General features: G+C 69.0%; 21 protein-coding genes and 1 pseudogene. 2 read left to right on the forward strand and 20 right to left on the reverse strand.

Going from position 1 to position 21,769, the window contains the following annotated elements; all coding sequences use genetic code 11:
* Nucleotides 1-84: 84 nt before the first annotated feature.
* The 17 genes and pseudogenes from GRX31_RS00785 to GRX31_RS00865 all read right to left on the reverse strand — a co-directional run bounded on the left by GRX31_RS00785 (nucleotide 85) and on the right by GRX31_RS00865 (nucleotide 17,217).
* On the reverse strand, nucleotides 85-588 hold the full coding sequence (locus GRX31_RS00785; RefSeq protein ID WP_046986323.1) for a flavin reductase family protein: 504 nt from the start codon (nucleotides 586-588) through the stop codon (nucleotides 85-87).
* 190 nt (nucleotides 589-778) lie between these two features.
* The gene (locus GRX31_RS00790; protein ID WP_016447334.1) at nucleotides 779-1,414 is read right to left on the reverse strand and encodes a 3'-5' exonuclease; all 636 of its coding nucleotides are present in this window, start codon (nucleotides 1,412-1,414) and stop codon (nucleotides 779-781) included.
* Between the two features lie 44 nt (nucleotides 1,415-1,458).
* Complete coding sequence (gene hpaR / locus GRX31_RS00795) at nucleotides 1,459-1,947, reverse strand: homoprotocatechuate degradation operon regulator HpaR (RefSeq protein WP_013800005.1); 489 nt, start codon at nucleotides 1,945-1,947, stop codon at nucleotides 1,459-1,461.
* Between the two features lie 86 nt (nucleotides 1,948-2,033).
* The gene (locus GRX31_RS00800; protein ID WP_012202038.1) at nucleotides 2,034-2,855 is read right to left on the reverse strand and encodes an aldolase/citrate lyase family protein; all 822 of its coding nucleotides are present in this window, start codon (nucleotides 2,853-2,855) and stop codon (nucleotides 2,034-2,036) included.
* Nucleotides 2,856-2,873: 18 nt separating this feature from the next.
* Nucleotides 2,874-4,328, reverse strand: coding sequence for an NAD-dependent succinate-semialdehyde dehydrogenase (locus tag GRX31_RS00805; RefSeq protein ID WP_016452253.1), 1,455 nt, complete (start codon nucleotides 4,326-4,328; stop codon nucleotides 2,874-2,876).
* A 45-nt stretch (nucleotides 4,329-4,373) separates the two neighbouring features.
* Complete coding sequence (hpaH, locus tag GRX31_RS00810; RefSeq protein ID WP_034365851.1) at nucleotides 4,374-5,207, reverse strand: 2-oxo-hept-4-ene-1,7-dioate hydratase; 834 nt, start codon at nucleotides 5,205-5,207, stop codon at nucleotides 4,374-4,376.
* A 1-nt stretch (nucleotide 5,208) separates the two neighbouring features.
* A complete protein-coding gene (locus GRX31_RS00815; protein WP_016447338.1) occupies nucleotides 5,209-5,643 on the reverse strand; it encodes a 5-carboxymethyl-2-hydroxymuconate Delta-isomerase in 435 nt (144 codons plus the stop codon).
* Nucleotides 5,644-6,462, reverse strand: a complete 819-nt coding sequence (locus GRX31_RS00820; protein ID WP_160851055.1) for an extradiol ring-cleavage dioxygenase — start codon at nucleotides 6,460-6,462, stop codon at nucleotides 5,644-5,646.
* A 1-nt stretch (nucleotide 6,463) separates the two neighbouring features.
* On the reverse strand, nucleotides 6,464-6,790 hold the full coding sequence (locus tag GRX31_RS00825; RefSeq protein WP_133072877.1) for an aromatic ring-opening dioxygenase subunit LigA: 327 nt from the start codon (nucleotides 6,788-6,790) through the stop codon (nucleotides 6,464-6,466).
* Nucleotides 6,791-6,810: 20 nt separating this feature from the next.
* A pseudogene (locus GRX31_RS00830) lies at nucleotides 6,811-7,806 on the reverse strand (tripartite tricarboxylate transporter substrate binding protein); the annotation flags it as partial.
* Nucleotides 7,807-7,848: 42 nt separating this feature from the next.
* Complete coding sequence (gene hpaE, locus GRX31_RS00835) at nucleotides 7,849-9,306, reverse strand: 5-carboxymethyl-2-hydroxymuconate semialdehyde dehydrogenase (protein ID WP_160851059.1); 1,458 nt, start codon at nucleotides 9,304-9,306, stop codon at nucleotides 7,849-7,851.
* Between the two features lie 27 nt (nucleotides 9,307-9,333).
* Nucleotides 9,334-10,095 (reverse strand): fumarylacetoacetate hydrolase family protein, encoded by a 762-nt coding sequence (locus tag GRX31_RS00840; protein ID WP_160851061.1) that lies wholly within the window; start codon nucleotides 10,093-10,095, stop codon nucleotides 9,334-9,336.
* Nucleotides 10,092-10,772: a fumarylacetoacetate hydrolase family protein gene (locus GRX31_RS00845; protein WP_070080774.1), complete on the reverse strand. Its 681-nt coding sequence runs from the start codon at nucleotides 10,770-10,772 to the stop codon at nucleotides 10,092-10,094. The genes GRX31_RS00840 and GRX31_RS00845 overlap by 4 nt, the downstream gene beginning before the upstream one ends.
* A 164-nt stretch (nucleotides 10,773-10,936) precedes the next feature.
* Nucleotides 10,937-14,614 (reverse strand): IPTL-CTERM sorting domain-containing protein, encoded by a 3,678-nt coding sequence (locus tag GRX31_RS00850; protein ID WP_160851063.1) that lies wholly within the window; start codon nucleotides 14,612-14,614, stop codon nucleotides 10,937-10,939.
* Nucleotides 14,615-14,831: 217 nt separating this feature from the next.
* Nucleotides 14,832-15,254 (reverse strand): universal stress protein, encoded by a 423-nt coding sequence (locus tag GRX31_RS00855; RefSeq protein ID WP_016447345.1) that lies wholly within the window; start codon nucleotides 15,252-15,254, stop codon nucleotides 14,832-14,834.
* 63 nt (nucleotides 15,255-15,317) lie between these two features.
* On the reverse strand, nucleotides 15,318-16,208 hold the full coding sequence (locus GRX31_RS00860) for a metallophosphoesterase (RefSeq protein WP_160851065.1): 891 nt from the start codon (nucleotides 16,206-16,208) through the stop codon (nucleotides 15,318-15,320).
* Between the two features lie 49 nt (nucleotides 16,209-16,257).
* Entirely contained in the window at nucleotides 16,258-17,217 is a 960-nt protein-coding gene (locus tag GRX31_RS00865) for a LysR family transcriptional regulator (RefSeq protein ID WP_016452246.1), read from the reverse strand.
* A 147-nt stretch (nucleotides 17,218-17,364) separates the two neighbouring features.
* Between GRX31_RS00865 and GRX31_RS00870 the strand changes: the two genes are divergently transcribed.
* A complete protein-coding gene (locus GRX31_RS00870; RefSeq protein WP_016447348.1) occupies nucleotides 17,365-17,784 on the forward strand; it encodes a hypothetical protein in 420 nt (139 codons plus the stop codon).
* Nucleotides 17,785-18,083: 299 nt separating this feature from the next.
* Here the strand turns inward: GRX31_RS00870 and GRX31_RS00875 are convergent, their stop codons facing one another.
* On the reverse strand, nucleotides 18,084-19,949 hold the full coding sequence (locus tag GRX31_RS00875) for a phosphoenolpyruvate carboxykinase (GTP) (RefSeq protein WP_016447349.1): 1,866 nt from the start codon (nucleotides 19,947-19,949) through the stop codon (nucleotides 18,084-18,086).
* Between GRX31_RS00875 and GRX31_RS00880 the strand changes: the two genes are divergently transcribed.
* Nucleotides 19,933-20,184, forward strand: coding sequence for a hypothetical protein (locus tag GRX31_RS00880; RefSeq protein WP_126311565.1), 252 nt, complete (start codon nucleotides 19,933-19,935; stop codon nucleotides 20,182-20,184). The genes GRX31_RS00875 and GRX31_RS00880 overlap by 17 nt on opposite strands.
* A 92-nt stretch (nucleotides 20,185-20,276) precedes the next feature.
* Here the strand turns inward: GRX31_RS00880 and GRX31_RS30490 are convergent, their stop codons facing one another.
* Together GRX31_RS30490 and GRX31_RS00885 are read right to left on the reverse strand one after the other, a co-directional pair.
* Nucleotides 20,277-20,426: a hypothetical protein gene (locus tag GRX31_RS30490; RefSeq protein WP_016447350.1), complete on the reverse strand. Its 150-nt coding sequence runs from the start codon at nucleotides 20,424-20,426 to the stop codon at nucleotides 20,277-20,279.
* A 90-nt stretch (nucleotides 20,427-20,516) separates the two neighbouring features.
* Nucleotides 20,517-21,716, reverse strand: a complete 1,200-nt coding sequence (locus GRX31_RS00885; RefSeq protein WP_016447351.1) for a threonine ammonia-lyase — start codon at nucleotides 21,714-21,716, stop codon at nucleotides 20,517-20,519.
* Between the last annotated feature and the right edge of the window lie 53 nt (nucleotides 21,717-21,769).

The following is a 21,769-nucleotide window of genomic DNA, read 5'->3' on the forward strand; positions in this document are numbered from 1 at the left end:
CCGGGGATTACCCGGAGGCGGGAAGGAACGGGAATGGGGGAGCCGCCGAAAGAGGCGACGGGAGTGCCGCCGCAGGCCCCGGTATCAGCCCAGGCCGCCCGTGTGCATGCGGCCTGCGTGGTACAGCAGCGGCGTGTGTCCGGCCTGGTGGCTGCACTGCTCGACCTCGCCGATGAAGATCACATGGTCGCCCTCTTCATGGCGATGGCGATTGCGGCACTCGAAGACGGTGGTGGCTTCGGACAGCAGGGGCACGCCTTGTGCCGAGCTGCGCCAGGCGGTGTTGGCGAAGCGGTCCACGCCCTTGCGCGCGAACAGCTCGGCCAGGGGCTTTTGCGAGGCCGACAGCACGTGGATGGCGTAGTGCGAGCAATGCTGGAACACGGGCAGCGAGGCCGCTGACAGCGCCATGCTCCACAGCACCAGCGGCGGTGTGAGCGAGACGGAGTTGAACGAGCTCACGGTGACGCCCACCGGATGGCCCTGCGGGCTGCGCGCGGTGACGATGGTCACGCCCGTGGCGAACTGGCCCAGCGCGTCGCGGAACTCGCGCGACGAGAACGGGGCCTGAGGGGCCAGGTTGGCCATGGCGGCAGGAGGCAGGGCGGAATTCACGGGTGCAAGAACCAGGCGGCAGCAAGGCGGCAGCAGGGCTGCCGCGTTTGGGACGGGCGCCCGTAGCCGGGCAGCAACCGTGCATTATGGGTGCGGATGCCGGCAGATGCGGCCGATGGGGATTTGGCCAGGGAGGTCTTTGCCTTGCGTGCGCCGTGCCGGCTCACAGCGCCATGCGCATCTGGGCGGGCGCGGCGTTCTCCTGCAGCCAGCCTGCCATGCGGGCGCGCGCGCAGCGCTGCAGCCGCATCAGCAGGGCATGCTCGGGCCAGGCCAGCGCATAGCGCCGGCACAGGTCCTGCTGCATGCGCGCCAGCAGGGCGGCGGCCATCTCGGCATCGGCCAGCGCCCGGTGGGCACGCTCGGCCACGGGCAGGCCCAGGTGGGCGGTGAGCCGGCTCAGACTGTGGCTGGGCGCGTCGGGATAGATGCGGCGCGACAGCAGCACGGTGCAGGCAAAGGGCTGGGGCGCGGCCTCGCCGGCCAGGGCCAGTTCGGACTGCCAGAACTTGCTGTCGAAGGCCGCGTTGTGCGCCACCATGGGCGCGCTGCCCACGAAGCGGGCGGCATCGCGCATCACCTCCTCGGCGGGCGGCGCGGCTGCGACCATGGCATTGGTGATGCCGGTCAGCCGCGTGATGAAGGGCGGTATCCAGGCACCCGTGCGCATCAGGCTCTGGAAGCGGTCCACGACCTGGCCGCCCTCGATCAGCACGATGGCGACCTCGGTGGCACGCGCGCCCTGGGCGGGCGCCATGCCCGTGGTTTCAAAGTCGATGACGGCAATCGGCTGCGGCATGGGGCGATTGTGCCCGGCAGTGCCCGACCGGCGTGCCGGGGCGGCTATTCCTCGGCCTGGCTGCCGTCGGCCGCGCCCAGGCGCTGCACGACCTGGTCGAGCAGGGCGTAGAGCTGCTCGATCTCTTCATGGCCCACCAGGCGCTCGATCTCGGCATAGGTCTCGGAGGAATGCGGCGCGATCTCGGCCACGATGGCGTGGCCGGCCGCCGTGAGTTCGAACTCGGCGCCGCGCATGTCGCTGGCGTGGCGCGAGCGCTCCACCAGCTGCCGGCCTTCCAGCGTCTTGAGCAGGCGCGAGAGGCTGGGCATGCTGATGTAGGTGGCCTGCGACAGCTCCATGGGCCGCAGCCTGTGCGTGACCGCCGCCATGGCGCGCAGCACGCGCCACTGCTGTTCGGTCAGGCCATGGGCGCGCAGCATGGGCCGAAAGCGCACCATGACCGATTCGCGGGCGCGCAGCAGCGCCATGGGCAGGGAGCGCGAGAAGGCGCGCAGCGGCTCGGGGGCAAAAGAGGGCGTGGTCTGGGGCATGTTCGGCAGCATCTGTCGGCTGGATTCTATGCAGCCGCCGCTCCCTCCCCGGAGCGGCGTTGCAGGCGCCTTGTCAGGCCGGGGCCTCAATAGGTCTGGCTTTTCGGCGCGGGGGCCGCTGCCTGCTTGAAGCGCGCAGCCAGCGCGCTGGTGGCCTGAACCAGCACGCTGGTGTCCAGGCCCACGGCCGTGAAGGTGCAGCCCAGCTCCAGGTACTTGCGCGCCAGGGCCTCGTTGGGCGTGAGGATGCCGGGCGCCTTGCCGGCGCGGCGTATGCGCGCGATGGCGTCGGCAATCGCCTCCTGCACCTCGGGATGGCCGGGGTTGCCGATGTGGCCCATGGAGGCCGACAGGTCGGCCGGGCCGATGAAGACGCCGTCCACGCCCTCGGTGGCGGCAATGGCGTCCAGGTGGGCCAGCGCCTGGCGCGTCTCCACCTGCACCAGCACGCAGACCTGGGCGTTGGCTTCATGGGCGTAGTTGGCGCGCCGGCCCCAGGCCGAGGCGCGTGCGCCGCCCATGCCGCGGATGCCGCCCTGGCCGTCGGCCTGCGGATAGCGCGCGGCGCGCACGATGCGTGCGGCCTGCTCGGCCGTGTCCACCATGGGCACGAGCAGGGTCTGCACGCCGATGTCCAGGTACTGCTTGATCAGCATCTCGCCGACCTCGCCGTGTCCCATGGGCACGCGGGCAATGGCATGGCTGTCGGGATAGGCCGCGATGGCCTGCAGCTGCGCCAGCAGGGTGCGCGTGTCGTTGGGCGAATGCTCGCCGTCGATCAGGAGCCAGTCGAAGCCGGCGCCCGCGCAGATTTCCGCCGAATAGGCGTCGGCCAGGCCCAGCCACAGGCCGATCTGGGGTTGGTCGGCCGCAATGGCGGCCTTGAAGCGGTTCACAGGTGTCTGCATGGTGTGATTGTCCGGGCCTCAGTGGCCCATGCACAGGTACTTGGTGCTCAGGTATTCCTCTATGCCGGCGGCGCCGCCCTCGCGGCCCATGCCCGACTGCTTGACGCCGCCAAACGGCGCCACGGCCGTGCTGATGATGCCGCTGTTGATGCCCACCATGCCGTACTCCAGCGCCTCGCCCACGCGCCACACGCGGCCCACGTCGCGGGCGTAGAAGTAGGCAGCCAGGCCGTACTCGGTGTCGTTGGCCATGCGGATGGCCTCTTCCTCGGTCTTGAAGCGGAACACGGGCGCCACGGGGCCGAAGACCTCTTCCCTGGCGATGCGCATGCGGTCCGTGGCGTTGGCCAGGATGGTGGGCTCGTAGAAGGTGCCGCCCAGCGCATGGCGCTTGCCGCCCAGCACGACCTCGGCGCCGTTCTTCACGGCGTCGGCCACCAGCTCCTCGACCTTGTCCACGGCGGCCTGGTCGATCAGCGGGCCCTGGCCCACGCCGGCCTCCAGCCCGTTGCCCACCTTGAGGGCCTGCACGGCGACCTTGAGCCTGGCCATGAAGGCGTCGTACACGCCGTCCTGCACCAGCAGGCGGTTGGCGCACACGCAGGTCTGGCCGGTGTTGCGGTACTTGGAGGCCATGGCGCCTTCGACGGCGGCATCCAGGTCCGCGTCATCGAAGACGATGAAGGGCGCGTTGCCGCCCAGCTCCAGAGACATCTTCTTGAGCGTGGGCGCGCATTGCTCGGCCAGCACGCGGCCCACTTCGGTGGAGCCCGTGAAGGTCAGCTTGCGCACGGCCATGCTGGCCGTGAGCACGCCACCGATGGCGCGCGAGGAGCCCGTGATCACGCTGAACACGCCCTCGGGAATGCCGGCGCGCTGGGCCAGCTCGGCCATGGCCAGGGCCGACAGCGGTGTCTGCTGCGCGGGCTTGACGATGATGGTGCAGCCCGCCGCCAGGGCGGGCGCGACCTTGCGCGTGATCATGGCGGCCGGGAAGTTCCAGGGCGTGATCGCGGCGCAGACGCCCACGGGCTCCTTGGTCACGATGATGCGCTTGTCGGCCCAGGGCGCGGGCACGGTGGAGCCGTAGATGCGGCGCGCTTCCTCGGCAAACCACTGCACGTAGGAGGCCGCATAGGCGATCTCGCCGCGCGACTCGGCCAGGGGCTTGCCCTGCTCGCTGGTCATGATCAGGGCCAGGTCCTCCTGATTCTCCATCATCAGCTCGAACCAGCGATGCAGCAGGCGTGCGCGGGCCTCGGCGGTCTGCTGCTTCCAAAGGGCGAAGGCGCGCTCGGCGGCGGCGATGGCGCGCTGCGTCTCGGCCTCGCCCATGCGGGGCACATGGCCCACGGCTTCGCCCGTGGCGGGGTTGTGGACGTCGATGCGGCTGCCATCGTCGGCGGCCAGCCATTGGCCGTCGATCAGGCAGAGGTTCTTGAGCAGGCTGGGGTCGCGCAGTGCAAGCGGCATGGGAAATCTCCAATAAGGGCGGGGCAGGCGTCGGGACGACGGCGCCTAGACAAAACGGAATTGCAGGCGGCCCAGCGGGCCGTAGTCGGCATCGAACAGGTCGCCAGGCTTGGCGGCCACGGGGCGCGTGAACGAGCCGGCCAGCACGGTCTGGCCGGCCTCCAGGGCCTCGCCCCAGGGCGAGAGCTTGTTGGCCAGCCAGGCCACGCCGATGGCGGGATGGCCCTGCACGCCGGCAGCCAGGCCGGTCTCCTCGACCACGCCGTTGCAGCGCAGTATGGCGCCGCACCAGGGCAGGTCTATCACCTGGGGGTCAGCGCGGCCGGCGCCGGTGACGATGCCCGCATTGGCCGCGTTGTCGCTGATGGTGTCGTAGACCTTGCGCATGGCCTTGGTGTGGCGGTCGAACTGCTCGATGCGCGCGTCGATGATCTCGATGGCCGGCGTCACGTGGTCGGTGGCGTCCAGCACGTCCTGCAGCGTGATCTCCTTGCCGCCGGGCAGGCCCGGGCCGCGCAGCGGCGCCTTGAGCACGAAGGCCAGCTCCACCTCCACGCGCGGCGCGATGAAGTGGGCTGCCGGGATGTCCAGCACCTGGCCCGGCGTGCAGCGGTAGAGCATGCTGTCGAGCAGGGTGCCGTAGTCGGGCTCGTCGATCTGGCTCGATATCTGCATGGCGCGCGAGGTCAGGCCGATCTTGTGGCCTATCACCTTGCGGCCCGCCGCGATCTGCAGGCGCACCCATTCGCGCGAGACGCGGTAGCCATCCTCCACGGTCATGCCGGGAAAGCGCTTGGAGAAATGCTCGACCTGCACGCGCGTCTTCTCGCTGCGGTCCAGCTCCTGGGCCAGTTGGGTCAACAGTTCTTGGGAAAACATTTCAAGGCCTGGAAAAGAGGGGATGAAGGGTGCTGTGCTTGCCGTCATACACCTGGCCCGGGCTTTCATCGACCTGAACGGTCAGGCCCAGGTGGCGCTGCGCGAACAGCGGCTGCAGATGGCGGCGCGCGCAGGCCAGCAGGGCGTCGCCCGCCTGCTGCTGCACGGCGGCCGTGCGGCCCCGGCCCATGCGCAGGTTGATGTAGATGAAGCCGTAGTCGCCATCGCCGCCCGCTGCGCGGCCCGCAGCCCCGCCATCGGCCACGGCGCTGTGCGGCGCGGGGTAGGCCAGCACGCGCGTGCCGCCCGTGGGAAAGACCTGGGCGCCGTCTTCGGCGCGCACGGTGAGCATGGTGTCGGCCAGGGCGCGGCACAGCTGCGTCATGTCGGTGTGCGCGTCCAGGCTGGCCGTGTAGAGGATGACCACGTGCGGCATTCAGGCCACCTCCATGGTGGCGGCCGTGCAGCTCACGGCGAAGATGGGAATGGGCTGGCAGTACAGCACCTGGCCCGCGCCGCGCGCGGCGGCGGCCACGGCGATGAAGCTGCGGATCTCGAAGCCGCCCTGGCCGCCGTCGCGGTAGGTCTCGGCGTCGGTGTACGACAGCAGCGCGTCCCGGTCGTTGCGGCACCAGCGGTCCATGAACTGCTGGTCCCATTCCCAGTTGACCTTGCCCGAGTCGGGCGTGGCCGGCCAGTGCGAGATGCCGCCCGTGCCCACGATGGCGATGCGCTCGGGCGCCTTGTCGCAGGCGCGGCGCAGGGCCTCGCCAAAGGCCCAGGCGCGGTGCAGCGGCGTCAGCGGCGGGCCCTGGCAGTTGATGTTGACCGGGATGATGTCCCTGTCATAGGCCGGCGTCAGAAAGTGCAGCGGGACCATGATGCCGTGGTCGAACTTCCACTCCTCGGCAAAGGCCACGTCCACGGTCTGCATGACCTCGGTGATCAGGCGCCGCGACAGCTCGGCATTGCCGGGAATGCGGTGGCGCTCTATGCCCAGCCAGGCCGGGTCCTCGATGGGCCCTTCGTAGTGGTCCGCCATGCCGATGGCATAGGCCGGCATGTTGTTCATGAAGAAGTTGGCGAAGTGCTCGGCCGCGATGACGATCACGGCGTCGGGCCGCGCCGCCTCCAGCCGTGCGCCCATGTCGCGGAAGGCGGCATGGAAGGCATCCTTGGTGGCCGGATCGGCCAGGTGTGCGCGGCCCGTGATGCCGGGCGCATGGCTGCAAACGCCTGCAAATACCAGACTCATCTCAAACTCCTGCGATCTTTTCGTGGGTGGCTGTCGTCATCGCGTAGACGCCCGCGCGCACCGGTCCGTGCTTTTGCACGCCGTCGCGCATGGCCTGCAGGTAGTCGGCCCAGGGCATGCCCAGCAGCGGCGCGAAGTGCATCAGCAGCTGGCCGTTGCAGCCCAGCACGTAGAGCTTGCCGATGTCGCCATGGAACATGGCTTCGTACTCCTCGGGCTCCAGCGCGTACTCGGCCAGCAGCGCGGCGCGGTCCTCGGCAAAGCGCCGCTGCACCTCGGGCTCGCGGTTGAGCTGGAACAGGAATTTCTGCATGGTGTACAGGCTCATGGCGGCTCCCGGTGTCTGCCTCAGCCCAGCGTGATGTTGGCGCGGCGGATGATGGCTTCGTACTTGGCGATTTCGCTGGTGACGAAGGCCGCGAACTGCTGCGCCGTGCCGGCCTGCGAGACGATGCCGCCGCGCGCGAAGGCGTCCACCACGGCGGGCTCGGCCAGCGCCTTGACCACGGCGGCGTTGATGCGCTGCACCAGCGCATCGGGCGTGGCGCCGGGTGCCAGCAGCCCCTGCCAGGAGTTGGATTCCAGCGCCACGCCCTGCTCGGCCAGCGTGGGCACCTGGGGAGCGAACTGCGAGCGCTGGCGCGTGGCCATGCCCAGTGCCACCAGCTTGCCGCTTTGCACATGGCCACGGAACTCGGGCCAGTTGCCGAACATCACGTCCACCTGGCCGCCCAGCAGGTCGGCCAGCGCCGGGCCCTGGCCCTTGTAGGGGATGTGGACCATGTCGATGCCCATCTCCTGGCACAGCAGCGCGCCCGACAGATGGGCCGAGGTGCCGTTGCCGAACGAGGCATAGCTGAGCTCGCCGGGCCTGGCCTTGGCGCGGTTGCGCAGGTCCGCCAGCGTCTTCAGTCCGCTGCCCGGGTGGGTGGCCAGCACATGCTCGGACAGGCCCATCAGCGCCACGGGCTTGAGGTCGCGCGTGGTGTCGTAGGGCAGGTTCTTCACCAGCGTCTTGTTGGCCGTGAAGCTGTTGGCCACGCACACCAGGGTGTAGCCGTCGGCCGGCTGCTTGGACACATAGTCCACGCCGATCACCGTGCCCGCGCCGGGCTTGTTCTCCACGATCACAGGCTGGCCCAGGGACTTGCCCAGCTCGGTGCCCACCAGGCGCGCCACCAGGTCGGTGGTGCCGCCCGGCGTGAAGGGCACGATGATGCGCAGCGGCTTTGCGGGCCAGGTGCCGGACGCGCTGCCGGGCTGGGCCTGGGAAAGGCCCGGGAGCATCAGCGCTGCGGCCGTGGTGGCTGCGGTGGATTGCAGGAAATGGCGGCGTTGCATGTCTTGTCTCCTCGGTTCTCTTTGTCGTTGTCGTTGGCCGCCCGTTCAGGCGCCCCAGTGCGGAATATGGTGCAAGCCCAGCGACACGGCCACGTTCTTGGGCTCGCAAAAGACCTCGTAGCTCCAGCTGCCGCCCTCCCGGCCCGTGCCCGAGGCCTTGGTGCCGCCGAAGGGCTGGCGCAGGTCGCGCACGTTCTGGCTGTTGACGAAGCACATGCCGGCCTCGATGGCGGCGGCCACGCGGTGGGCTCGGCCCACGCTCTCGGTCCAGACATAGCTGGACAGGCCGTACTGGATATCGTTGGCCAGGCGCACGGCCTCGGCCTCGTCGCTGAAGGGGATGATGCAGGCCACGGGGCCGAAGATCTCGTCCTGGGCGATCTGCATGCGGTTGTCCACGTCGGCAAACACCGTGGGCAGCACGTAGTTGCCCTTGCGCACGCGCTCGGGCAGCACGGGCGCATCCAGGCCGCCGCACAGCATGCTGGCGCCTTCCTTCTGGCCCAGCTCGATGTAGTGGCGCACCTTGGCCAGGTGGCTGGCGCTGATCATGGGGCCGACGATGGTGGACTCGTCCAGCGGGTCGCCCACGGTGATCTTCCTGGCGCGCTCCACGAAGCGGTCCACGAACTTCGCGTAGATGCCCTTTTGCACCAGGATGCGGCTGCCGGCCGTGCAGCGCTCGCCGTTGTTGGAGAAGATCATGAACACGGCCGCATCCAGCGCGCGCTCGAAGTCGGCGTCGTCAAAGATCACGAAGGGGCTCTTGCCGCCCAGCTCCATGCTGAACTTCTTGAGGCCGGCGGCCTGCACGATGCGGTTGCCGGTCTGGGTCGAGCCCGTGAACGAGACGGCGCGCACATCGCGGTGGCGCACCAGGGGCTCGCCCGCGTCCTTGCCGTAGCCGTGCACCAGGTTGAGCACGCCGGGCGGAATGCCCGCCTCCAGCGCCAGCTCGCCCAGGCGCGCGGCCGTCATGGGCGACAGCTCGCTCATCTTGAGCACGGCTGTGTTGCCGAAGGCCAGGCAGGGCGCCACCTTCCAGGTGGCCGTCATGAAGGGCACGTTCCAGGGCGAGATCAGCGCGCACACGCCCACGGGGTGGAACAGGGTGTAGTTCAGGTGCGTGGGCGTGGGATAGGTGTGGCCGTCCACGCGCGTGCACATCTCGGCAAAGTAGTAGAAGTTGTCGGCCGCGCGCGGCACCAGTTGCTTGCCCGTCTGGGCGATGACCTGGCCGCAGTCGTTGGTCTCGGTCTGCGCGATCTCGGGCACATGGCGGGCGATCAGGTCGCCCAGCTTGCGCACGAGCTTGGCGCGTTCGGTGGCGGGCGTGTTGGCCCATTTCGGGAAGGCGTTCTTCGCGGCGGCGACGGCGGCCTGCACCTCGGCCTCGCCGCCTGCGGCAACCTCGGCCAGCACCTCCTGGGTGGCGGGGTTGACGGTCTCGAAATAGTCCTTGCCGGCGACGGCCTTGCCGTCGATCAGGTGGTCAATGCGCATGGGGATTCCTTGGCGTATGCGGTGGGTTCAGGAGGCGGCCGGCGCGTCGCCGACGATGGTGTTGACCAGGCGGCCCAGGCCTTCGATCTCGGTGACGATCTCGTCGCCCACGCGGGAGTCGGCCACGCCGTCGGGCGTGCCGGTGAGGATGAGATCGCCGGGGTTCAGCGTCATGAAGCCCGACAGGTGGGCGATCAGCGAGGGGATGTCATGCACCATGTCGCGCGTGCTGCCGTCCTGCTTGAGCTCGCCGTTGACCCAGCTGCGCAGGCGCAGGTTCATGGGGTCGGGCACATCGGTCGCATCGACGAACCACGGGCCCACGGGCGTGGCGCCGTCGCGGTTCTTCACGCGCAGGTTGGGCCGGTAGAAGTTCTCCAGGTAGTCGCGTATGGCGTAGTCGTTGGCCGTGCAGTAGCCGGCGACCACGCTGTAGGCGTCTTCGCGGCGCACGTTGCGGCAGGTCTTGCCTATGACCACGCCCAGCTCGCACTCGAAGTGCATGTAGGCCACGTCGGCGGGCCGGTACGTGTGGCCGTGGTGGCCGTTCAGCGTGTTCGGGCCCTTGAGGAAGACCAGCGGCTCCTCGGGCGCCTTGTTGAAGGCGATTTCCTTGGCATGGTCCGCATAGTTCAGGCCCAGCGCGAAGACGGTGCCGAACTGCAGCGGCGGCAGCCACTGCACGGCGGTCTCCGCCACCAGGCGGCCATCGGGCAGCTGCACCTGTCTGTGCGGGCCTTCGGTGACCTGCAGGCTCTGTCCTTCGAAGATGACGCGTCCGTGCTTCATGCTGCTGCTCCCTGTTCTGCCACCACCGAATGCGTGAGCCGGCCCAGGCCGGGCACCTCGATGACCACGCGGTCCCCGGGCCGCGCCAGCGGCGCGCCTTCGCCCGGGCCCAGCAGCAGCACGTCGCCGGGCGACAGCGTCATGAATTCGGTCACGTCGGCCAGCAGCCTTGCGGGCGAGCGCACCAGGTCGGCAAAGCCGCGCTGCCAGACCTGTTCACCATTGATGGACACCGTGAGTTCTGCCGCTTGCGCATCGAAGCCTGCGCCGCGCACCGGCGTGCCCAGCGGGCAGAAACCGTCGCGGCAGCGCTGGCGGATGGCGGGGCGGTAGTAGTTCTCGTGCGGCAGCGTGAGGTCGCTGGCGATCAGCCAGCCGGCCACATGGTCCAGGGCCGTTGCTTCGCTGACGCGCGTGGCGCTGCGGCCGATCACCAGGCCGATGCTGGCATCGACGCGGACCTCGCCGGGATCGGCCGGCACGGCCACCGCAGCGCCATCGCGCGCCCAGGTGTTGCGCGGCTTGAGATAGAGCACGGGGGCGCGCGGAGCGGCCTTGTAGGGCGCGCTGTCGAACTGCGGCGACAGGCGCTGCACGGTGGCCTGCTGGTTGAGCAGCGTGCCGTAGACCGTGCCCAGCGCAAGGCCGTCATCCAGGAGAAAGGGCTGAATCTGCATGGTGTGGATTTAGTTAACGTGGTAATTATTGTTTGTGCAACAAGCCCCGTCAACACGGGGGATTCAGGGTTTTCCCAGGCCGCAGCAAAAAGCCCCTGCACGGCGAACCGTGCAGGGGCTTGAAGGGGGTACCGGGTGCGGCCGGTACAGAAGGCGCGCGGGCGTCAGCCGCGTCGGCGGCGCAGTGCGGCCATGCCGCCCAGGGCCAGCGCCAGCAGCGCCTGGGCCAGCGTGGACAGGCCGGGCACGGGGGTGGCCGTGGCGCCGGGCGGCAGGGCCGCAGGCGCGGCCACCGCCACGGGGTCCACGATGACGCCGTTGACGATCAGGTCGCTGTCGCCCGTCTGCCCGTCGGTGATGTCGAAGCTCACCGAGCGGCGGTCGGGTGCGAAGCGGTAGGCCGACGCGGCCAGCTCATACCAGTGCGCCGTGGGCGTGGCGGCCGTGGGGCCGTACTTCCAGAGCGTGGCCTGGGCGGGTGCGGCTTCAGGCAGGTCCATGCGGATGGTGGCCATGGAGCCCGGCGTGCCGCCCATGAGCACGAAGCTCAGGCTGCCGTAGGGCATGCGCAGGCCGCCCGGCAGCGGGCTTTGCGAGGGCGCAGGCTGAAAGCCTGCCGAGTTCGAGGCGAACTGCCACTGGTCTGCACCCACGTTGCCCGTGCCGTTGCTGACACCTGCCGTGTTGCTGCCCGTGCCGATCTGCGTGCCGATGGGCACGGGCTTGCTAAGGGCCAGTACAGCCGGCGCGCTGGCCGTGCCCGAGGCCGGCAGGTTGACCGCATGCACGCGGTAGCTCACGGCGGGGTCCAGGCCGGTGAAGGACAGCGTGGCGGCCGTGCCGGCCGCGGTGCTGACCGTGTTGCTGGCAGGGGCCGGCAGGCCGGCGGCATCCAGGCCGGCCATGACCTGTTCCCAGCTGGGGACGGGGGCGTTGGCGGGCAGGGCCACGGCGCGCAGGCTGCCGCCCACGCTGGGCGTGGCCTGGACCACGGCCGATGTCTGGTCCACGGCCTGGGCGGACAGGGCCACGGTGGACAGGGCGGGTACCGCCAGGCTGTCCAGGCGCGCCTTTTTCCAGGCGGCATAGGGCAGGTCCTTGGCCACGGTGCCATCGCCGTAGAAATCGGCATCGCCGCAGTCGCTGAGGATGTCCACGCTGCCGCCCGCGTCCAGGCTGGCGGGCATGGCGCCTATGCCTTCGGCCGAGCAGGCGGTGTGGGGCGCGGTGATGGCGGCCAGGTCGGCAGCGCGCGGGCGCAGGTTCAGGGCCAGGCCTGCGCTGTTCACGCGGCCGTCCCAGGAATAGAGCTGGAAGTTGCGCGGCGCGGTGCCCGTGGCGCTGGCCGAGGGGCCGGCAATGATCAGGTACTCGCCCGCCGCGTTCTTGCGGATTTCGCGGATGCCGCGGCCGCCCAGGTCCAGGCGAATCGGCTGGCCCATGGTCGCGCTGCCCTTGCTGCCGCCATCGGCCGCAGGCAGGGCCGCGAAGTTGGTCACGGGCACGATCAGCGCATGCGTGCGGCCCGTGGCGTCGTCGGCCGTGACGGCGGGCGCGCCCGGCGCCGGCACCAGCGGCGCGCGAAAGCCCAGCCATGCGGCGCCGTCGTCGGGGCTGGTGGACATGCCTTCGATGGAAAAACCGCTCATCGTCTCGGCCTCGGGCGCCTTGGTGGCGCCGCCGTCCGAGCTGGCCACCAGGCCCAGATAGTTGGCGGCAAGGCCGTCATGCGCGGCCGCGTCCCAGCTGCGCAGGTCCTCGCGCAGCCAGCGGTAGTAGCCACTGGCGGTCAGCGCCGTGGAGGCGCCGGAGCCGGTCACATCCATCGCCGCCAGGCGCCAGCGGTCGGTGCGCGACTTGCCGCTCTTGTTGTTGGAGTGCGAGCCCGCCACGTACACGCGGCTGCCCAGGGCAAAGCTGGCCTCGATGTCCATTTCCTCGTCGCTCTTGCAGCTGTCCAGGCCCGTGAGGCCGGGGGCGGTGCAGGCGGCGGCATCGGCCAGGCCCAGGGCGGTCCTGTCCAGCATCAGCGGCTTGACGGGCAGCCCGCCGGCCGGGCCATAGGCCGAGAAGGAGTTGCCGGCCGGCAGCGCATTGCCCGAGGCATCCTGGGCAGGCGCCTCGTCGTCGCCCACCAGCATGGTGGCGGCATCGATGACGATGGCCGTCGATGCGTCCGAGCGCCCGGCCAGCCAGCGCGGGCTGGTGTTGGCTGCGGTGTTGGCCGAGGCCGCGTACTTGATGGTGCGGCTGACGGAGGCGCCGCCCGCGTTGATCAGCGTGACGGTGATGTCGGCATAGCCCACGCCCGTGGGCGTGATCCTGAGCACGGCGCTGCCGGCCTGGTTGGACGCGGCCAGGCCGGCGTCGGCCACCACGGCCTGGTTGCTCGAACGCGCAGTGACCTGTACGCCGCCAGCGCCCCCCGCATCCTGCACCGTGAAGCCGATGCCTGCCGAGGCCAGCGGGTCGTTGGCGTCGCCGACCACGCCGGAAAACGCGGTCAGTTCGGGCAGCGAGGCCGTCGGCGGGGCCGAGGCCATGAAAGGCACGCTCACTGCAGCCGTGCTCCCGCCGAGGCCGTTGACGGCGCGCACGCGCAGCGTATAGCTGCCGGGCTGCAGGCCTTCCAGCGCCTGGCTGTTGCCCAGGGCCACGGCCGTGGAGGCTACCGATGCAAAGCTGTCCTGCGACAGCTCCACCACGTAGTAGGCGGCGCCCGGCACGGCGTCCCAGGCGGCCGTCACGCGGTTGCCGGCCGGGGTGGCCGCCAGGTTGGAGGGGGCGGCGGGCACGGTCGCCGGCACGGTCTCCAGCGGAGCCCAGGCCACGCCATAGAACACGCCGTCCTGCGGCGCGGCGATGGACTCGGCCGTGCCCGACAGCGTGCCGGCGTAGCCGCCGTGATCGAAGGCGCGGTACAGGCGGCCCGTGGTGTCGGTGGCCATCAGCATCACATTGCCGCCGCCGGTATCGAAGGCGGCCAGGCCGTGGACCTTGGACAGGCCGGCAATGGAGCCTGCGGGCTGCCAGCTGGTGCCGTCCATCGAGAGGCGGAATTTCCGGATGGCGCCGGTATCGTTGTCCGCCACGTAGACGGTGTTCGCCAGGGCGGGGCCGCCATCGAGTTGCAGGAAGGCGATGCCGCGGTAGGTGGAGGGCGTCAGGCCCGCCAGGGGCAGGGCCGTCTGGATGCCCGTGGTCGGCAAATTCGTGCCGATCTGGTTGAGCGAGCCTCCGTTGATGGCGGCGATCAACTGGCCGCCGGCGACCGCCAGGCCCTGGACATTGCTGCTGTTCAGTTGGGAGATGCCCGTGCCGTCGGCAGCCACATGCCAGATGCCATTGTTGGCCGTGGCCGTACCCTTGCCGCTGGCCCAGACGGCGCCGCAGTCGCTGCTGGCTGCTGCGCGGATGGTGTCCTTGCTGAAGGCCGTGGTGCCGAGCGGGCGCAGGCTTTTCACGTCGGAGTCGAACCCCACCACGGCCACGGCGCGCGGGGCCGCCGCTGCAGTGACGCCGTTGGGCTCGGTGCCGCCGGTGGCCACGGCATAGCCGGGAACCACCAGGCACAGGCCATTGTCCGAGCGGTTGAGCAGGCCTTCCGAGCCCTTGCTGCTGGCCGTCAGCGGCGTCGCTCCGCCTGACAGCGGCAGCGATTGCACCAGCGTGCCGTCCACGCGGTACTCATCCAGGAACACGGGCAGCGCGCCTGTGCCCGTGCCCACGCGGTAGGCCACCAGGTTGCCCGGGGTGAAGGGCGCGGACCATGCAGCGCCACACAGGGCCAGGCAGGCCGTTGCAATCGCCTTGTGCCGCCAATCCAAAGTACTCGCGCGCATGCTCACCATCCCCCTGTGTGACAAATCGCGCGACTGTAAGAGGCGGCTGTGACAGCCCGGTGACGGCAGGCCCGCAGGATGGTGGGAAGGCACCATGCAAAAAAAAGACGGCTCCCTCAGGGGAGCCGTCCTTGCCTCATTGCGCCGTGATGCCCGCGCTTTGCTTTTTCTGGTTATGGGCGCTGCGTGTGCACGGGGCAGCGTATCGAGCGGTCGATCAGCGGATCAGCAGCACAGGCACCTGGCTGCCGGCCAGCACCTGGGTGCTGACCGAGCCCATGACCAGGCGGCCCAGCGTGCCGTGGCCATGCGTGCCCATGACCAGCAGGTCGAACTTGCCTTCTTCGGCCGCCTTGATGATGGAGTCGGCAATCGGGCCGACCTTGCTCAGGCGGGCTGCCTGCACGCCGTGCTCGGCCAGGTAGCTGCACACGGGGTCCAGCACCTTGGTCGACTCCTCGGCGTAGTACTCGTCCACCACGTCCTTGCCCAGGGCGGCGCGCGCGCGGGCCGGCAGCTGGGGCTGGACGGTGATGGCGCTGTAGCTGTGGGCCGAACCCAGGATCTCCGGGTGCGAGGTCAGGTAGGCCAGCATCTTCTGGGTGTAGGGGCTGCCATCGACAGCGAGCAGGATGTTCATGAAGGTCCTCCTTGGATATGGCCCGAGACTAAGCCCAAGCCGGGGTGGAGTGCTTGATCCAGGTCAAGCACGGGCCGGTGCCTCTGCCGCCCCTGCGGTCGCATGCACCGGCAACTCGATGGTAGAGCGCGGCGAAAACCCCTCCTGCTCGCCCTTGCGCGCGTAGCCCAGCGGGTTGGCCACCACGCGGCAGCGCCAGGCGCTGCCATCGCCGCGCAGGCCCTCGGCCACATAGTCGCTGGGCGAATGCAGGTGGCCGTGCAGCCACAGACCGGCAAAGGGCAGCAGTTCATCCAGCACGTTGCAAAAGCCGGCCGTGCCCGGCACCAGGCCGTAGCGCGGGTCGGCGCTGCGCAGGCTGGGCGCGAAATGCGTGACGGCCACCGTGGGGCCATCGAAGGGCCTGGCCAGCGCCTGGCGCAGCCATTGCTGGCAGACCAGCGACTGCTCGCGCATGGGCTCGGCCAGGAAGGGCTCGCCGTCGCGCGTGCCGCCGGTCTTTTGCAGGTAGAAATTGGCGGCGCGAAAGGCCTTCTCGCGCAGTTTGAGCAGCCGGGCCAGATCGGTCACGCCTTCATGCATGGACATGGCGTCGTAGTCGCTCCACAGCGTGGTGCCCACGAAGCGCACGCCGTCCAGCACGGCCGTCTCGCGCTCCAGCCAGACCATGCCCATGCGCTCGCAGGTGGCACGCAGGCGGGCGTGGGCGGCGTCGAAGTCCTGCATGTCGTACTCATGGTTGCCCGGCACGAAGATCACGGGGCAGGGCCAGCCCGCGTACTGGGGCAGGGGAGAGAAGCGCTCCAGCCCGAAATCCTGGCCCGGCAGCAGGCTGCCGCTCTGGTAGGAGCCTATGTCGCCGGCCAGCACCAGCACGTCGGCATCGGGTGCGGGCTCGGCGATGAAATGCGGATGGGCCTCGAGGTGCAGGTCGGACAGCAGCTGGATCTTCATGCGGCCAAGTGTAGAACCTGCGCTGGCGCGGGCGCCCCGCAAACGGCGCTCAGGTGTGCGGGAAGGTCGCCTCTGCAGAGCGCGTGAGCGTGCGCAGCAGCCAGTCGTAGGCCTGAGGATGCTGGCCGCGCCGGCGCCACAGCGCGTCCACGTGCACGGGCTGCACGTCGAAGGGCAGCTCGCGCAGCACCAGCTTGTCGGCCATGCCGGTCACGGGCACGAAGTGGCGCGGCAATATGGTCAGCAGGTTGGAGGTCATGACCACGCGCCCGGCCGTGAAGAACTGGTTGACGGTAAGCACCACCTGGCGCGTGCGGCCCAGCGAGGCCAGGGCCTCGTCGATGAAGCCGAAGGAGCGGCCCGAGAAGCTCACCAGCATGTGGCGCGCCGCGCAGTAGTTGTCCAGCGTCAGCGGCACATCGGCCAGCGGATGGCCCTGGCGCATCACGCACAGGTACTCGCCTTCATACAGGCGCCGGCTGTCGAAGGCCACCAGGGCGCCCGACTGCGCGCGCGCCGTCAGGTCGGCCAGCGCGGCGGGGAAGTAGCCCACGGCCATGTCGGCCTCGCCGGCCTCCAGCAGGCTGCGCGGGTCGCGCGTGGTCAGCGGCAGCACGCGGATGCCGATGCCGGGCGCCTCGCGCTCCAGCAGGCTGAACATGGGAGGAATCAGCGTGGCGGCCGTGGCGTCGGCCATGGCCAGCACAAAGGTGGCGGTGGCGGTGGAGGGGTGGAATTCGCCTGGCGTCAGCGTGTCCTGCAGCTGCTGCAGCGCCTCGCGGATCACGGGCCACAGCGCCAGCGCGCGCGGCGTGGGCTCCACGCCCTGGCCCTGGCGCACCAGGAGCTCGTCGCCCAGCGCCTCGCGCAGGCGGCGCAGCGCATTGCTCACGGCCGGCTGGGTGATGGCCAGCTTGTGGGCCGCCCGCGTGAGGCTGCGCTCCGCCATCACCTCGTCGAAGACGCGCAGCAGGTTCAGATCCAGTGTGCGGAAGTTCAGGGCGGACATGGCCGTGGCAGCGAGCGCTGAGTCATCACTGGTGTGAATGCTACAGATTCAAGATATAAATTTGAAGAACTCTAGGGTAAACCCTATAGTTACACCTAGTCGCCCGCCACGCCGTCAAAAGCGGCCATTTAACTGGGTTTATCTGCCATGAGCAACTTCATTTACAACTCCTACTGTGTCGAGCACCCTGGTGTGGTGCATGTCTATCAAGCCGCCGACGACCGCAAGAGCGCCGTCAAGCGTTTCTCCGGCAAGCGCGGCGCCAGCGCCCTGCTGCTCGCTGCCCTGGTGGCCGCGCTGATGGTGGTGGTCAACGAGGTGGCCCACAACTGGACCGACGGCCACATGCTGGGCGCCTGGGTCGTGCTGTGGGTTGCCGCCTTCATGGGCCTGGCCCTGTTCTCCGCCCCCGCCCGCCGCGCCGCCATGATGGCCCGTGCCGGCTACCGCGCCTGGACCGAGAGCCGCCAGCAGGCCGCCGCTGACGAGCGCATCTGGAACGCCGCCCTGCAGGACGCCCGCCTGATGGCCGATCTGGCCCGCGCCATGGATAGGCAAGGTAGCTGATCTCTGCCTGGGGCGCCTTGCGGCGCTCCTCCAAAAAAAGCCGCTGCCCACAAGGCGCGGCTTTTTTGTTGTCTGGGGGCGTCGTTGAAACGCCACAAAAAAGGCCTCGCAGTGCGAGGCTTTTTCCATGGGTCGAGAGCTACTCAGGGATTCATTGTTCTGTGCATCTTCCACAGTCCATGAAACGGGCGCTGCCCCAAGCAAGGGGCACCGAGGAAGGGCCGCCCCGCACCGAGGGTGCCGTCCCCCCCCCCCCGCGAAGCGAGAGGGGGAAGCGGCGTAGCCGCTCAGGGGGAGCTTTATGTCCCCAGGCGCTTTTCCAGTTCGGCCTTGGTCACCAGCAGCTCCTGGGGCAGCTTGTGGGCCAGCTTGTCGAAGTGCTCGGTGTGCAGCTGCATTTCCTCGGCCCAGGCGGCCTTGTCGATGCTGGTCACGCTGGCGAACTGGTCGGCGGAGAAGTCCAGGCCGGTCCAGTTGATCTCGGCGTACTGGGGCGCAATGCCGAAGGCGGTCTGCTCGCCCTGTGCCTGGCCTTCGAGGCGGTCGATCATCCACTTGAGCACGCGCATGTTCTCGCCGTAGCCGGGCCAGACGAACTTGCCGTCGGCATTCTTGCGGAACCAGTTGGTGGTGAAGATCTTGGGCAGGGCCGCGCCCTGGGCCTGGATCTTGGCGCCCAGCGTGAGCCAGTGCTGGAAGTAGTCGCTCATGTTGTAGCCGGCAAACGGCAGCATGGCGAAGGGGTCGCGGCGCACCACGCCCTGGGCGCCGAAGGCGGCGGCCGTGGTTTCCGAGCCCATGGTGGCGGCCATGTAGACGCCTTCGGTCCAGTTGCGGGCCTCGGTCACCAGCGGCACGGTGGTGGAGCGGCGGCCGCCGAAGATGATGGCGTCGATCTTCACGCCCTTGGGATCGTCCCAGGCTTCGTCCAGCGCGGGGTTGTTGGTCGCGGCCACGGTGAAGCGGGCGTTGGGGTGGGCGGCCTTGGCGCCGGTCTCGCGGGCGATCTGGGGCGTCCAGTCCTTGCCTTGCCAGTCGATCAGGTGATCGGGCAGCTTGCCGGTGTCCTTGTCCATGCCTTCCCACCACACGTCGTTGTCGTCGGTCAGCGCGACGTTCGTGAAGATCACGTTCTTGTCGAGGCTGGCCATGCAGTTGGGATTGGTGTGATAGTTCGTGCCCGGGGCCACGCCGAAATAGCCGGCTTCGGGGTTGATCGCGCGCAGCGAGCCGTCGGCCTGGGGCTTGATCCAGGCGATGTCGTCGCCGATGGTGGTGACCTTCCAGCCTTCGAAGACCTTGGGCGGCACCAGCATGGAGAAGTTGGTCTTGCCGCAGGCGCTGGGGAAGGCCGCAGCCACGTGGTACTTCTTGCCTTCGGGGTTGGTCACGCCCAGGATGAGCATGTGCTCGGCCAGCCAGCCCTGGTCGCGGCCCATGGTGGAGGCGATGCGCAGCGCAAAGCACTTCTTGCCCAGCAGGGCGTTGCCGCCGTAGCCCGAGCCATAGCTCCAGATTTCGCGCGTCTCGGGGTAGTGGACGATGTACTTGGTCTTGTTGCAGGGCCAGCTGGTCTGGTCCTTCTCGCCTTCGGCCAGGGGCGCGCCCACGGTGTGCACGCAGGGCACGAACTCGCCTTCCACGCCGATCACGTCATACACGGCACGGCCCATGCGGGTCATGATCTTCATGTTGACGGCCACATAGGCGCTGTCGGACAGCTCCACGCCCACGTGGGCGATGGGCGAGCCCAGCGGGCCCATGGAGAAAGGCACCACATACATGGTGCGGCCGGCCATGCAGCCGTCGAACAGCGGCTGCAGCGTGGCGCGCATCTCGTTCGGGGCCATCCAGTTGTTGGTCGGGCCTGCGTCTTCCTTGTTGGCCGAGCAGATGTAGGTGCGGTCCTCGACGCGCGCCACATCGGACGGATCGGACCAGGCCAGGTAGCTGCCGGGGCGCTTGACGGGATCGAGCTTCTTGAAGGTGCCGGCATCGACGAGCTGCTGGCACAGCTGCTCGTATTCCTCCTGCGAGCCATCGCACCAATGGATTTTGGCGGGCTTGCACAGTGCGGCCATCTCGGCCACCCAGGCGATCAGGCGGCTGTTCTTGACATAGGCGGGGGCCTGGATGTTCAGGCCTTGCATGACGGGTGCGTTCATCGCGGAGCTTCCTTCAATTGAAAAAACCAGTTTTTCAAAGGGGACGCGCCTGCTGCACCGCGCCAACTTTGAGAAACGGGCTCTCGTTCAGTCGGCGCGCGAAGGAAGCTCTTCTCTGGGCGGCGAAGCGGCGCTGGCGGAAGCTGGCGGCGCACCGGCTGGGGATTCGATTCTAGGGAGCGGTCACGAATTTGTCAGCAAACGAATGGCAAAAACTATGCATTCTATGCATTGAAGTATGCAATATGAACGATGAAATTGCCTGTTGAAAAGGCAAGCAAAAAGCCCCGCAAAGCGGGGCCTGGTGCAGGGGCAGGAGGGCCGGAATCAGGCCATGTTGACGGCAATGAAGGCCAGCAGAAACATCAGCACGGCGCCTGCCAGGGGCAGGATGACAGGCATGTAGGGGACGACGGCCTCGGTGGCGTCTTCGGGGGCCGGCTGCTCGCCGTGGTGCGCTGCGGGATCGTGCGTCATGCAAAAGCTCCTGGCTTGCCAATGGGGATGCCTGATTCTAGGCAGGCCTGTCCCCTGGCGCCTTCGGGGAAAGCCATGACACCGGGCCTGCTAGACGGCATTGACCTGCATGCCTTCGGCCTGAAGGGCGGCTATGACCTCGTCGATATGGGCCTTGTTGCGCGTCTGCAGCACCAGCTCGATTTCCACGCTCTGCGCGGCCAGCATGGTGAAGGCGCGCTGGTGGTGGACTTCCTCGATATTGGCGCCCGCTGCAGCCACTGTGGCCGTGATGCGCGCCAGCACGCCGGGCACGTCGCGCGCGCTGACCTTGATGCGTGCCAGCCGCCCGGAGCGCACCATTCCGCGCCCGATGATGGCCGCCAGCAGCAGCGGATCGATATTGCCGCCCGACAGGATCATTCCCACCTTCTTGCCCGCAAAGCGCTGCGGATGGCGCAGCAGCGCGGCCAGGCCTGCGGCGCCCGCGCCCTCGACCAGGGTCTTCTCGATCTCCAGCAGCATGAGCACGGCCTGCTCGATATCGCCCTCATCGACCAGCAGCATGTCGTCCACCAGGCGTGCCACGACTTCCTGCGTGATCGCGCCGGGCTGGGTGACGGCAATGCCTTCGGCGATGGTCGAGGTGCCCATCGGCAGCTCGGCCTGGCGCACGGCATTGAACATGGACGGAAAGCGCTGGGTCTGCACGCCGATGATTTCGATGTCCGGGTTCAGCCCCTTGGCCGCCGTGGCCACGCCCGCGATCAGGCCGCCGCCGCCAATGGCCACGACCAGCAGGTCCAAATCCGGCTGTTCGGCCAGCATTTCCAGCGCCAGGGTGCCCTGGCCCGCCGCGATCTGCTCGTCGTCATAGGGATGGACAAAGCACAGGCCCTGTTGCTCGGCCAGCGCGTAGGCGTGCTGGCGCGCCTCGGCCAGGGAGTCGCCGTGCAGCACGACCTCGGCGCCGAAGCCGCGCGTGCGCTCCACCTTCACCCCCGGCGTGAAGCGCGGCATGACGATGACGGCACGCACCCCCAGGCGCTGCGCGTGGTAGGCCACGCCCTGGGCATGGTTGCCGGCGCTCATGGCGACCACGCCGCGTGCGCGCTCCTCGGGCGAGAGCTGGGCCAGCTTGTTGAGGGCGCCGCGTTCCTTGAACGAGGCCGTGAACTGCAGGTTCTCGAACTTGAGATACACCTGCGCGCCCGTGATCTGGGACAGCGTGCGCGATTCCACGCAGGGCGTTTCGAGCACGGCGCCGCGCAGGCGGCCGGCGGCGTTCTGGATGTCTTGGAGGCTGAGCATGGCGCATTGTGGCGCACACGCGGGCCTGCGCGCGCCAGGCCATGCAATGGATT

The organism is Delftia sp. CH05, from assembly GCF_009827015.1.
GTDB lineage: Bacteria > Pseudomonadota > Gammaproteobacteria > Burkholderiales > Burkholderiaceae_C > Comamonas > Comamonas tsuruhatensis.

Bases quoted from the DNA above. Each gene is read 5' to 3' on its own strand.
- GRX31_RS00865 (WP_016452246.1), bottom strand. From the start codon at position 17,217: ATGTCCGCCCTGAACTTCCGCACACTGGATCTGAACCTGCTGCGCGTC.
- GRX31_RS00850 (WP_160851063.1), bottom strand. From the start codon at position 14,614: ATGCGCGCGAGTACTTTGGATTGGCGGCACAAGGCGATTGCAACGGCC.
- GRX31_RS00870 (WP_016447348.1), top strand. From the start codon at position 17,365: ATGAGCAACTTCATTTACAACTCCTACTGTGTCGAGCACCCTGGTGTG.
- GRX31_RS00800 (WP_012202038.1), bottom strand. From the start codon at position 2,855: ATGCAGACACCTGTGAACCGCTTCAAGGCCGCCATTGCGGCCGACCAA.
- hpaR (WP_013800005.1), bottom strand. From the start codon at position 1,947: ATGCCCCAGACCACGCCCTCTTTTGCCCCCGAGCCGCTGCGCGCCTTC.
- GRX31_RS00875 (WP_016447349.1), bottom strand. From the start codon at position 19,949: ATGAACGCACCCGTCATGCAAGGCCTGAACATCCAGGCCCCCGCCTAT.
- GRX31_RS00805 (WP_016452253.1), bottom strand. From the start codon at position 4,328: ATGCCGCTTGCACTGCGCGACCCCAGCCTGCTCAAGAACCTCTGCCTG.
- hpaE (WP_160851059.1), bottom strand. From the start codon at position 9,306: ATGCGCATTGACCACCTGATCGACGGCAAGGCCGTCGCCGGCAAGGAC.
- GRX31_RS00825 (WP_133072877.1), bottom strand. From the start codon at position 6,790: ATGAGCCTGTACACCATGCAGAAATTCCTGTTCCAGCTCAACCGCGAG.
- GRX31_RS00785 (WP_046986323.1), bottom strand. From the start codon at position 588: ATGGCCAACCTGGCCCCTCAGGCCCCGTTCTCGTCGCGCGAGTTCCGC.
- GRX31_RS00820 (WP_160851055.1), bottom strand. From the start codon at position 6,462: ATGAGTCTGGTATTTGCAGGCGTTTGCAGCCATGCGCCCGGCATCACG.
- hpaH (WP_034365851.1), bottom strand. From the start codon at position 5,207: ATGTTTTCCCAAGAACTGTTGACCCAACTGGCCCAGGAGCTGGACCGC.
- GRX31_RS00855 (WP_016447345.1), bottom strand. From the start codon at position 15,254: ATGAACATCCTGCTCGCTGTCGATGGCAGCCCCTACACCCAGAAGATG.
- GRX31_RS00885 (WP_016447351.1), bottom strand. From the start codon at position 21,716: ATGCTCAGCCTCCAAGACATCCAGAACGCCGCCGGCCGCCTGCGCGGC.
- GRX31_RS30490 (WP_016447350.1), bottom strand. From the start codon at position 20,426: ATGACGCACGATCCCGCAGCGCACCACGGCGAGCAGCCGGCCCCCGAA.
- GRX31_RS00845 (WP_070080774.1), bottom strand. From the start codon at position 10,772: ATGCAGATTCAGCCCTTTCTCCTGGATGACGGCCTTGCGCTGGGCACG.
- GRX31_RS00860 (WP_160851065.1), bottom strand. From the start codon at position 16,208: ATGAAGATCCAGCTGCTGTCCGACCTGCACCTCGAGGCCCATCCGCAT.
- GRX31_RS00790 (WP_016447334.1), bottom strand. From the start codon at position 1,414: ATGCCGCAGCCGATTGCCGTCATCGACTTTGAAACCACGGGCATGGCG.
- GRX31_RS00815 (WP_016447338.1), bottom strand. From the start codon at position 5,643: ATGCCGCACGTGGTCATCCTCTACACGGCCAGCCTGGACGCGCACACC.
- GRX31_RS00880 (WP_126311565.1), top strand. From the start codon at position 19,933: ATGACGGGTGCGTTCATCGCGGAGCTTCCTTCAATTGAAAAAACCAGT.
- GRX31_RS00840 (WP_160851061.1), bottom strand. From the start codon at position 10,095: ATGAAGCACGGACGCGTCATCTTCGAAGGACAGAGCCTGCAGGTCACC.